Source organism: Streptococcus sp. HMSC074F05, assembly GCF_001808725.1.
GTDB classification, from domain to species: Bacteria; Bacillota; Bacilli; order Lactobacillales; family Streptococcaceae; genus Streptococcus; species Streptococcus parasanguinis_I.
Genome location: NZ_KV794409.1, coordinates 95,765 through 107,172, shown reverse-complemented (window position 1 = coordinate 107,172; position 11,408 = coordinate 95,765). Strand labels below are relative to the sequence as shown.

Here is an 11,408-nt window from a genome sequence, read left to right as displayed (position 1 = left end):
GGGCAAATTGGAATCTGGACAAGGCTGGATTGCCCTTGACTATACAACGCGTGTGGATGGAAATGCCGAATCAGCTCCTGCCAAAACAAGCACTGAGATGAATCTAGATGAAATAAAAGCTGGAAATTTCTCAAGTGTAGCGGGAGTTTGGAAAAATAAGTACGGTACGAGCATTGAGTTTGATGCGCAAGGAATTGTGAAGGTCAATGGTAGTGCTGTCAATGGTGTTCAATTTTCTGGTTTTTACTTCAAGGAAGGCAATTTACACGGAGTTAGTCGGATGCCTGGGGCAACGAATGACACGCCTATTCTTTTCATTCCTTCAAGAGAAGGTGGCAGTGAATCCATTTACTGGAGTAAGAGTGATGCTACGAATGGGAACGATTTGTACTACCGTGTGAACTAAAAAATAAGGAGACAAACATGAAAAAATTTGGAACATACTTACTAGCTGCAGCCCTCTTGCTTTCCCTAGCAGCTTGTGCCCCAAAACGCTATGAGCGTAAGCACAGTCCGGTAGGGGCTTCATCGGTCAAAAAATCATCTGACAAATCCCAAGAAAAAGAGCAGTCAGAAGAAGCTAAGTCAGATGAACATGATAAAGAAGCAATTGGGACCTTGTCAAAAGCGGACCAAGCGGATATCTATTCGATCATTGAAAACAGTGCGTCTTTGACCTATTCACTTCAGGTGCAACCGACTCGCTTGCTAGAGTTGAATAATGACCACGGCGCGGTTGATGGTTACCCACAAGACATGTTCATTGATTACTACAATACCTACACGCCTGGGACCTATAATCTGCAAGATGTCATTGATAAATTAGATGCAGAAGAAACATCGGACTCAATCCGCAGTCTTTCACAAGACAAGCTGATCCAGCTTACAAATGAAAAGAAAGACGGCTGGATCTATTCGACAAAAGACAAGGCCTTCTACGAAATTGTACCTGGTGGTCGTGGCGGAGCGATGCCACCGATGGAAATCCCTTCACCGGATGAATGGGTGATCAATGAAAATTCAGTTGAAGTGACCACATCGATCCAAGGGACTTCTGAACCATACAGACGTTTTGTCTTGAAACGCAACAACAAGAACTACAAGGGTGGAACACATAAAACACGCTTTTATGTGGATAGTACAGAATTCGTGAAATCGTAAAAATAATCAGAAGCTATATCTAGCTCTAAAATTTTTATATAGAACTTGCTGAAGAATCAAAGAAAAAGGCCCTCAAAGCCTTTTTCTTTTGGGCTTGAATATGTTAAAATAAAAGGTATACGTGCTTGGATACAAAGATGAGGATATAACATACAGATAGGCTGCGTCAATCTATGGTATCATGCGTAACTGAACCCGGCAGAAAAGCCGTGTAAAAAAGATAAACTGTCTTGTCTTCATCGAAGACTTCGTCAGTTTCCTATTTTTACTTTGCTTTTGACGGTCTTAGTATCTTGATAGTTGAACACGGGCTAAATCCCTAGTGAAAAAGATAGATTTCCTAGTGTGCGTGGCACACTTCGTCAATCTCCTATTTTCATACGGGATTCTTCACGCCCTTTGTATCCTGATGAACTGAATTTTGGCCTCATTTCTTAGGAAAAAAGATAAGCTTCCTAGCACTCATCGAGTGCGGCGTCACCTTCCTATTTTTCTACAGAAATGTTCGGCAAGCCGAACCGTCCAAAATATCTTGATCTTTGTAGGCAAGTCGTATAATTTTATCAATCCAAAGGGGATTACAATGACAAAACAAGTGTTTCAAACGACTTTTGCGGGTCGTGAGTTAATCGTAGAGACTGGTCAGGTCGCTAAGCAAGCAAATGGCTCTGTTGTCGTGCGTTATGGTGAGTCAACTGTCTTGACTGCTGCCGTTATGTCTAAGAAGATGGCAACTGGGGATTTCTTCCCACTTCAAGTCAACTACGAAGAAAAAATGTATGCGGCTGGGAAATTTCCTGGTGGCTTTATGAAACGGGAAGGACGTCCTTCAACAGATGCGACTTTGACTGCGCGTTTGATTGACCGTCCGATCCGTCCAATGTTTGCGGAAGGTTTCCGTAACGAAGTACAAGTCATCAACACTGTACTTTCTTACGATGAAAATGCATCTGCACCAATGGCAGCTATGTTTGGTTCATCATTGGCCTTGTCTATCTCAGATATTCCATTTGACGGCCCAATCGCTGGGGTACAAGTGGGCTATGTTGACGGGGAAATCATCATCAACCCAACGCAAGAACAAGCAGAACAATCGCTTCTTGAATTGACAGTAGCTGGTACTAAGCACGCTATCAACATGGTAGAGTCTGGTGCTAAAGAATTGTCAGAAGAAATCATGTTGGAAGCTCTTCTCAAAGGACACGAAGCCGTTAAAGAATTGATTGCCTTCCAAGAAGAAATCGTTGCGGCAGTTGGGAAAGAAAAAGCAGAAGTGGAATTGCTTCATGTGGATGCTGACTTGCAAGCTGAAATCATCGCAGCTTACAACAGTGACCTTCAAAAAGCAGTCCAAGTAGAAGAAAAATTGGCGCGTGAAGCTGCAACTCAAGCAGTGAAAGACCAAGTCACAGCTGTTTACGAAGAAAAATATGCAGACCATGAAGAATTCGACCGCATCATGCGGGATGTGGCTGAAATCTTGGAACAAATGGAACACGCGGAAGTGCGCCGTTTGATTACAGAAGACAAGGTTCGTCCGGATGGTCGTAAAGTTGATGAAATCCGTCCTTTGGATGCACAAGTGGACTACCTTCCTCGTGTGCACGGTTCAGGTCTCTTCACTCGTGGACAAACGCAAGCCCTTTCTGTCTTGACCTTGGCACCAATGGGTGAAACGCAAATCATCGATGGTTTAGATCCTGAGTACAAGAAACGCTTTATGCACCACTATAACTTCCCACAATATTCTGTAGGGGAAACAGGTCGTTATGGTGCGCCTGGTCGTCGTGAAATTGGTCACGGTGCTCTTGGTGAGCGTGCCCTTGCTCAAGTATTGCCAAGCTTGGAAGAATTCCCATATGCCATCCGCTTGGTAGCAGAAGTCTTAGAATCAAATGGTTCTTCTTCACAAGCCTCTATCTGTGCGGGAACTCTTGCCCTTATGGCTGGTGGTGTGCCAATCAAGGCTCCAGTTGCAGGGATTGCCATGGGTCTGATCTCAGATGGAAACAACTACACAGTATTGACAGATATCCAAGGTTTGGAAGACCACTTTGGAGATATGGACTTTAAGGTTGCAGGTACACGTGATGGGATTACAGCCCTTCAAATGGATATCAAGATCCAAGGGATTACTGCAGAAATCTTGACAGAAGCGCTTGCTCAAGCCAAGAAAGCTCGTTTTGAAATCCTTGATGTCATCGAAGCAACCATTCCAGAAGTGCGTCCAGAATTGGCGCCAACTGCTCCGAAAATTGATACCATCAAGATTGATGTCGACAAGATTAAGATTGTCATCGGTAAGGGTGGAGAAACCATCGATAAGATCATCGCTGAAACAGGCGTTAAGATTGATATCGACGAAGAAGGGAACGTATCGATCTACTCGAGTGACCAAGATGCGATTAACCGTGCTAAGGAAATCATTGCTGGTTTGGTGCGTGAAGCTAAAGTGGATGAAGTCTACCATGCCAAAGTGGTTCGGATCGAGAAATTTGGTGCCTTTGTCAACCTCTTTGATAAGACAGATGCCCTCGTTCACATCTCTGAAATGGCTTGGACTCGTACCAACCGTGTCGAAGACTTGGTAGCCATCGGCGATGAAGTAGATGTGAAGATTATCAAGATTGACGAAAAAGGTCGTGTCGATGCTTCTATGAAGGCACTATTACCACGTCCACCAAAACCTGAACATTCAGAAGAAAAAGGTGAAAAGGGTCCTCGTCACGGCGATCGTCCTCGTCACCACAACAAGGACCACAAACCTAAAAAAGACTTTACCATTACACAAAAAGATTCAGAATAATCATTAGAAAAGGAGGAGCACGGTATGGGATGGTGGCGTGAAACCATCGATATTGTAAAAGAAAACGACCCAGCAGCACGTACCTCGCTGGAGGTCCTTTTGACCTATCCGGGTGTTAAAGCACTGGCAGCTCACCGTGTTTCCCACTTTTTGTGGAATCATGGCTTTAAGCTCTTGGCGCGGATGCACAGCCAATTCTGGCGTTTTTGGACCCAGATTGAGATCCATCCGGGTGCGACTATTGCTTCTGGTGTCTTTATCGACCATGGAGCGGGCCTCGTTATCGGGGAAACAGCCATTGTTGAAAAAGGCGTTATGCTCTACCACGGGGTGACCCTTGGGGGAACAGGGAAGGATGTCGGTAAACGCCATCCAACGGTTCGTGAAGGAGCCTTGGTCTCCGCTCATGCTCAGGTCATCGGTCCGATTGAGATTGGGGCCAAGGCCAAAGTAGGAGCAGGAGCGGTCGTGGTCTCCGATGTACCGAGTGATGTGACCGTTGTCGGAGTCCCTGCTAAAATTGTTCGTGTTCACGGTAAGAAGGATGTGCCAATCATTCACCAAGAAGAAGAAAAACGGGAATACTACATGAACAAGCTGGAGCATGCCAAGGAAGCCAGTCATCGGTCTTCAAGCTTGTAAGGAGATCGCTACGTGATTCAATCAACCAATACATTGAATGACCACCAACTACTGGAAGCAAAGGCCCTTATTGCCATCTGTCAGAACTATGACGGAACGTTTCGGGATCCTTATCTCTCCAATATGCTCAATTTTGATCCCGATATGCCAGCCTTTTTCCTTTATTATGAAAAAGGTGAACTTGTTGGCCTATTAACCGTCTATGCGGATGATCAAGATGTGGATGTGGCGATCCTGGTCCACCCTAATCACCGTCGGCAGGGAATTGCGCGTGCTTTGTATAGAAGTTTTGAGAAAGAAACGGCATCTTATCCAATTGAGTCTGTGACTTTTCAGACAGAGCGTATTTTTCTAGAGAATCATCCTGATTTTGCCAGCAATTGGGGACTGGTCGAGGATGAAGAGACAGAAACCTGGTTAGGACGTGATCGAACTGCTTATGCATTAGATTCCCGTTCGGATGTCGATGTGCTCTTGGCGGAACCTTCTTATCTTGAAGCCATTGCCCAGCTCCACCACCAAACCTTCTCAGATGAAGTGGAAGCACCGGAAGTGAGCCACAGATACATTTCAGAGGCCTTGAAGGATCCTGATAGTCTGCTTTACATATTACTCAAAGAAGGTCAAGTGATTGGCGTTTGTACGGTGGATGTATCTGGAAAATGCAATTACCTTTATGGACTTGCGATTGCTGAAGTCTATCGTGGGCAAGGCTACGGAAGCTATTTGGCAAAATCCCTCATCAACCAACTCATGGAGCAAAATGATAAGGCATTTCAGATTGCAGTGGAAGATAGCAATGTAGGTGCCAAACGCTTGTATGAAAAGATTGGCTTTGTCACACAGACTCAGGTGGTTTACTTGAAGCCAAAAGAGTAGAAACAGAAAGGAAATGAAGCGTGTTAAAAATTTATGATACTATGTCTCGTGATTTGCGAGAATTTATCCCCATCGAGGAAGGAAAGGTCCGCATTTATGTCTGTGGGCCAACGGTTTACAACTATATCCACGTAGGGAATGCCCGTTCAACGGTAGCCTTTGACACGATTCGTCGCTACTTTGAGTATCGTGGCTACGAAGTTGCCTACATTTCCAACTTTACAGATGTGGATGATAAGATCATTAACCGTGCCAAAGAAGAAGGCATTACGCCACAGGAAGTGGCAGACAAGTATATTGCGGCCTTCCGTGAGGATGTAACGGCTCTTGGCGTGAAACCTGCAACCCGCCACCCTCGTGTGGTCGAGTTTATGGATGACATCATTCGTTTTGTCGCTGACTTGATCGAAAAAGGCTATGCTTATGAGAGTCAAGGCGATGTCTATTTCCGTGTGGAAAAATCCCACAACTATGCTAAGTTAGCCAATAAAACCCTAGAAGACTTGGAGCTAGGCGCTTCAGGTCGGACAGATGAGGAAACAGCTCGCAAAGAAAATCCAGTCGACTTTGCCCTCTGGAAAGCTGCCAAACCAGGTGAGATTTCTTGGGACAGCCCTTGGGGACCTGGTCGTCCGGGTTGGCACATCGAGTGTTCGGTCATGTCGACGGGAATTTTAGGGGATACTATTGATATCCACGGTGGTGGAGCCGACCTTGAGTTTCCACACCATACTAATGAAATTGCCCAGTCTGAAGCTAAAACAGGCAAGACTTTTGCCAATTACTGGATGCACAATGGCTTTGTCAATATTGATAATGTCAAGATGTCCAAGTCATTGGGCAACTTTATCACCGTGCATGATGCATTGAAGACTATCGACGGCCAAGTGCTTCGCTTCTTCTTTGCGACCCAGCACTATCGCAAGCCCATTAACTTCACAGAAAAAGCGGTGCGCGATGCGGAGACCAACCTCAAGTATTTGAAAAATACCTATGAGCAACCGTTCACAGGAGAAGTAGATCCAGCAGACTTGCAAGGCTTTGTGGACAAGTTTATCGTGGCTATGGATGAAGATATCAATGCGGCAAACGGCATCACTGTCGTCTTTGAATTGGCCAAATGGATCAATTCAGGTCACTACAACCAAGACGTCAAGGATGCCTTGACCAAGATGTTAGAAGTCTTTGGAGTGGTCTTTGTCGAAGAAGTCTTGGATGCAGATATTGAAGCCTTGATCGCTGAACGTCAGGAAGCGCGGGCTAAGAAAGATTTTGCGCGTGCAGATGCTATTCGCGATGAATTAGCTGCGCAAGGAATCAAGCTCTTGGATACAAAAGAAGGTGTAAGGTGGACACGTGATTGATGTCAATCTAATCAATGGAATTGCCCTTGCCTTTGAGGGAGATGCGGTCTATTCCATGTATATTCGCAGACACTTGATTTTTCAAGGGATGACCAAGCCCAATAAGCTTCACCAGGCTGCCACCCGCTATGTCTCTGCTAGGGCTCAAGCCAGCTTGATTGAAAGCATGCTGGAGCAAGAAATTCTGACGGAAAAAGAGTTGGAGATCTACAAGCGCGGTCGCAATACCAATAGTCATACCAAGGCCAAAAATGCGGATGTCGTGACCTATCGCATGTCGACAGGCTTTGAGGCTGTCATGGGCTATCTCCATATGACGGGGGAACTCTCTCGTTTGGAAGAGCTGATTGACTGGTGTATCCAGCAAGTAGAAGAAGGAAGAAAGCAGTGAAAAATATCAGAGAGTGGTTTCCTCATGCAGAGGTGACGGATCAAGCCAATCCACCAGCTGGTTATGTAGCCATTCCCCTTCAGGCTCATCAATGGCTGCTGCTGAAGGAAGAAGAGCTAACCGAGCGAGAAAAACAATTGATTTCCTGGTTGGGCGGTGAAGAAGAGGTTGCCCCTAATCCTTGGTACCAGTACCTGATCGATGGAAAGGGAGAAGCCCCTCAAGTCATCAAAAAAATGCAGCTTGTCTATTGCCACATCTCGCATTCAACAGCGGAAGGGACGGCTTCTTGGTTAGAGATGATGCAGACACTCTTGCCCAACTTCCGAGCAACCTTGCAACTGAGCGGACAAGATTATGTGCTCATTCTGGACCAAGACCAGTCTTTGCCTGTGGCCGATATCTTAAAAGATACCGTCTCTGCCATGGAGTATGACTTCAATATTCGTTTATCTATCCTGGTCGGGCAAGTATGGACCGAGTCTAAAGATGGGAAAGTTTCTCCTGTCATCCGTGCAGAACAGGCGGTCTTTCGAGCTTGGATTCGAGAAGGCCATCAAGGTGTCTATCGCTTTTCTCAACTCTATCTGTGGGGAATCGAGCAGGCAGATCTGGATCTCAACCCGATCAAGGTACGCTTGCATCAGTTGATTGAAAGTCAAGATCAATTGCAAGACATCATTGTTGCTCTTTGGGACAATGGGGCAGTCGTAACCAAGGCCGCCCAACAACTCTATCTCCACCGCAATTCGCTCCAATACAAGATTGACAAGTGGGAGGAGTTGACGGGTCTTCAGTTGAAAAATCTGACAGATCTAGCCCTGTGCTATCATTTGGTCTTACAAGATGTGATTTAAACGAAATAAATCCAGAGTTTTGTGCAACTTGCACAAAACTCTTTTTCTTTTTTGTGAGACTTGCCATAGATTTGTAAAACGTTTTCATTTACAATAGAACTATAAAAATCAAAGGAGTACCATCATGGTAGAATTGAATCTTAGTCACATTTATAAAAAATATCCAAATAGCGAACATTACTCAGTTGAAGACTTCAACTTGGACATCAAAGACAAAGAATTTATCGTTTTCGTAGGTCCTTCAGGATGTGGTAAATCAACGACTCTTCGTATGATCGCTGGTCTTGAAGACATCACAGAAGGTGAATGTTCGATCGATGGCACTGTTGTAAACAACGTGGCACCTAAAGACCGTGATATTGCCATGGTATTCCAAAACTACGCTCTTTACCCACACATGACTGTGTACGATAACATGGCATTTGGTTTGAAATTGCGTAAATACAGCAAGGAAGATATCGACAAACGTGTACAAGAAGCAGCTGAAATCCTTGGCTTGAAAGAATTCTTGGATCGTAAACCAGCTGACCTTTCTGGTGGTCAACGTCAACGTGTGGCCATGGGACGTGCCATTGTCCGTGATGCAAAAGTGTTCTTGATGGACGAACCTTTGTCAAACTTGGATGCTAAACTTCGTGTATCCATGCGTGCTGAAATTGCGAAAATCCACCGTCGTATCGGAGCTACAACGATCTACGTAACTCACGACCAAACAGAAGCAATGACACTTGCTGACCGTATCGTTATCATGTCTGCTACTAAAAACCCTGCAGGTACTGGTACAATTGGACGTGTAGAACAAATCGGAACTCCTCAAGAAGTGTACAAAAACCCAGTCAACAAATTCGTAGCTGGATTCATCGGAAGCCCTGCAATGAACTTCATTAACGTGAAATTGGAAGGTGGATACATCGTTGCCAATGGCTTGAATTTGAAAGTTCCAGAAGGTGCTTTGAAAGTTCTTCGTGAAAAAGGCTATGATGGTAAAGAAATCATCTTTGGTATCCGTCCAGAAGACGTGAATACAGAAGCTGCTTTCCTTGAAACATTCCCAGAATCAGTAGTAAAAGCAACTATCTCTGTATCTGAATTGCTTGGTTCAGAATCTCACTTGTACTGCCAAGTTGGTGACAACGAATTCATCGCTAAAGTAGATGCACGTGACTACCTTGGAACTGGTGAAACCATCGAACTTGGATTTGACTTGAACAAAGCTCACTTCTTCGACAAAGAAACTGAAAAAACAGTATACTAATACGTACTGAAACTGTAGAGACTGAGACGATATGTCTCGGTCTCTTTTGTTTTAAGGAGACAATACATGGAAAAAGACTGGTGGAAGGGGAAAGTCGCTTATCAGATCTACCCAAAAAGCTTTAAGGACAGCAATGGTGATGGCGTTGGAGATTTGAAAGGCATCACGGAAAAACTTGATTACCTTCAAAAATTAGGAATTGATATTCTCTGGTTATCTCCTATTTATAAGAGTCCTTTTATTGACCAGGGCTATGATATTTCTGACTATTATGCCATTGATCCTATTTTTGGAACCATGGAAGATATGGAAGAGCTGATCGCTGAAGGCAAGAAGCGAGGCATTTCCATCATTATGGACTTGGTGGTCAACCACTGCTCCAGTCATCATGAGTGGTTCCAAAAAGCTCTAGCGGATCCAGATGGCCCTTATGCGGATTACTTTTACTTCATCGAAAGTGACAAGGAACCCAACAACTGGGAAAGTTACTTTGGAGGTAGTGTCTGGGAACCGGTTCCTGGTACTAACAAATACTATCTCCATTCTTTCCACAAGGATCAGCCAGATCTCAATTGGCAAAATCCTGTCTTACGCGAAGAGATTTACAAGATGATCAATTGGTGGTTGGACAAGGGAATTGCGGGCTTCCGGATTGATGCCATTATCAATATCAAAAAGGATTTAGAATGGCGTTCGCTTCCGTCTGATCGTGACAATGGCCTGGTTCCAGTACCGGAGTCTCTAGTCAATGCCCAACCGATTGAACCTTTCTTGCAAGAGTTAAAAGAGCGTACTTTCGCCAAGTACAATGCCTTCACAGTAGGGGAAGTTTTCAATGAAACCGACGAAGAATTGCATTTCTTCATTGGAAAAGATGGTGTCTTCTCTTCCATCTTTGATTTCAAACAAACCATGCTGGGTCAGGAAGGAAAAGGCTGGTTCGATCATAGTCTTCCAACTGCAGATGAACTCAAGGAAAGTATTTTCCAAGCGCATGAGCGCGCGGATAGCATTGGGGTGCTCTCGACCATCATTGAAAACCACGACGAACCTCGTGGTGTGTCCCACTATATCGCAGAAGGTCCGGTAAACGATATCAGTAAAAAGGCCTTAGGAACCATTCAAATCTTGCGCAAGGGAATTCCATTTATCTACCAAGGTCAAGAAATTGGAATGGAAAACCAAGTCTTTGAATCGGTGGAGGATTTTGATGATATCGCGACCATCAATGGCTACCATGTGGCGAAAGAAGCTGGTTTGACCGAGGAAGAAGCCTTGACCTCGATTGCCAAATACAGCCGGGACAATGCACGGACACCCATGCAATGGTCGGCAGAGCCAGGATTGGGCTTTAGCGATGGACCAGTCTGGTTGATCAGTCCCAAACCAAATGCTGCCATCAATGTGGAAGACCAGGAAAAGGATCCAAATTCCATCTTGAATTACTATCGCCAGTTGACGGCCTTGTATCGCCATCCCCTCTATGGAAATACCATCCGGTTTGGAGATATGATCCCAGCGTATCGGGACCGTGAAAACATCATTGCCTTCGAACGCCGTGGGGACAAGCGTCTCTTGGTGATCAGCAATTTCCAAAATCGCCAGGCCACCTTGGAGTTGCCAGCTCCGATTAAAACGGTCGTTTTAAATAATACAGCAGAATTATTCCAAGAAGGAGACCAAGTGCTCGAATTGGCCCCTTACCAAACGGTTGTGTTGGAATTGGTGGAATAAGGAGAAACTTTGCATCAGTATTAGGATTTAATGTAGAATAGTATTTTCATTAAATATTCTGGAGAAATTAATAAAAGTTTTCTATACTTTAGAATCAATCAAGTATAAACTGAAACTTTCCGCTGTGAGAAAAGTGTTTGAAACATTATTGTTTCAAACACTCGGGAGTTTTGAGACCTTAGGCTCAAAACTAAGTCATGGAACTTCGACGAAGTTCGCTGACGTCCGTACTCACCTAAGGAAAGTTTTGAAAGATAGTTTAGATCCAAAAAGAACCTTCGCATCTGCAAAGGTTCTTTTCATGTCATCCAGGTCTAAA

General features: G+C 44.6%; 10 protein-coding genes. All 10 read left to right on the top strand.

Annotated elements, in window-relative coordinates:
* On the top strand, positions 1-406 hold a 406-nt coding region (locus HMPREF2685_RS02815), incomplete at its 5' end, for a DUF6287 domain-containing protein (protein ID WP_222560471.1).
* Positions 407-423: 17 nt separating this feature from the next.
* A complete protein-coding gene (locus HMPREF2685_RS02810; RefSeq protein ID WP_070465133.1) occupies positions 424-1,161 on the top strand; it encodes a hypothetical protein in 738 nt (245 codons plus the stop codon).
* A 583-nt stretch (positions 1,162-1,744) separates the two neighbouring features.
* Positions 1,745-3,967: a polyribonucleotide nucleotidyltransferase gene (gene pnp / locus HMPREF2685_RS02805; RefSeq protein WP_049498034.1), complete on the top strand. Its 2,223-nt coding sequence runs from the start codon at positions 1,745-1,747 to the stop codon at positions 3,965-3,967.
* A gap of 24 nt (positions 3,968-3,991) precedes the next feature.
* Positions 3,992-4,609 carry a serine O-acetyltransferase gene (gene cysE, locus HMPREF2685_RS02800; protein ID WP_049485637.1) on the top strand — a complete coding sequence of 206 codons (618 nt, stop codon included), beginning with the start codon at positions 3,992-3,994 and terminating at the stop codon, positions 4,607-4,609.
* A 12-nt stretch (positions 4,610-4,621) separates the two neighbouring features.
* Entirely contained in the window at positions 4,622-5,488 is an 867-nt protein-coding gene (locus tag HMPREF2685_RS02795) for a GNAT family N-acetyltransferase (RefSeq protein ID WP_061591017.1), read from the top strand.
* A gap of 20 nt (positions 5,489-5,508) precedes the next feature.
* Positions 5,509-6,852 (top strand): cysteine--tRNA ligase, encoded by a 1,344-nt coding sequence (gene cysS / locus HMPREF2685_RS02790; protein WP_070465130.1) that lies wholly within the window; start codon positions 5,509-5,511, stop codon positions 6,850-6,852.
* Positions 6,845-7,243, top strand: coding sequence for a Mini-ribonuclease 3 (locus HMPREF2685_RS02785; RefSeq protein WP_003004765.1), 399 nt, complete (start codon positions 6,845-6,847; stop codon positions 7,241-7,243). The genes cysS and HMPREF2685_RS02785 overlap by 8 nt, the downstream gene beginning before the upstream one ends.
* Positions 7,240-8,100: a helix-turn-helix domain-containing protein gene (locus HMPREF2685_RS02780; protein WP_070465125.1), complete on the top strand. Its 861-nt coding sequence runs from the start codon at positions 7,240-7,242 to the stop codon at positions 8,098-8,100. The genes HMPREF2685_RS02785 and HMPREF2685_RS02780 overlap by 4 nt, the downstream gene beginning before the upstream one ends.
* Before the next feature lie 124 nt (positions 8,101-8,224).
* Complete coding sequence (locus tag HMPREF2685_RS02775; RefSeq protein ID WP_070465121.1) at positions 8,225-9,355, top strand: ABC transporter ATP-binding protein; 1,131 nt, start codon at positions 8,225-8,227, stop codon at positions 9,353-9,355.
* A gap of 66 nt (positions 9,356-9,421) precedes the next feature.
* A complete protein-coding gene (locus tag HMPREF2685_RS02770; RefSeq protein WP_070465118.1) occupies positions 9,422-11,089 on the top strand; it encodes an alpha-glucosidase in 1,668 nt (555 codons plus the stop codon).
* Positions 11,090-11,408 lie beyond the last annotated feature (319 nt).

What these genes read in the sequence shown, in the direction of transcription:
- HMPREF2685_RS02810 (WP_070465133.1), top strand. Translation starts at nt 424, where the DNA reads ATGAAAAAATTTGGAACATACTTACTAGCTGCAGCCCTCTTGCTTTCC.
- pnp (WP_049498034.1), top strand. Translation starts at nt 1,745, where the DNA reads ATGACAAAACAAGTGTTTCAAACGACTTTTGCGGGTCGTGAGTTAATC.
- cysE (WP_049485637.1), top strand. Translation starts at nt 3,992, where the DNA reads ATGGGATGGTGGCGTGAAACCATCGATATTGTAAAAGAAAACGACCCA.
- HMPREF2685_RS02775 (WP_070465121.1), top strand. Translation starts at nt 8,225, where the DNA reads ATGGTAGAATTGAATCTTAGTCACATTTATAAAAAATATCCAAATAGC.
- HMPREF2685_RS02770 (WP_070465118.1), top strand. Translation starts at nt 9,422, where the DNA reads ATGGAAAAAGACTGGTGGAAGGGGAAAGTCGCTTATCAGATCTACCCA.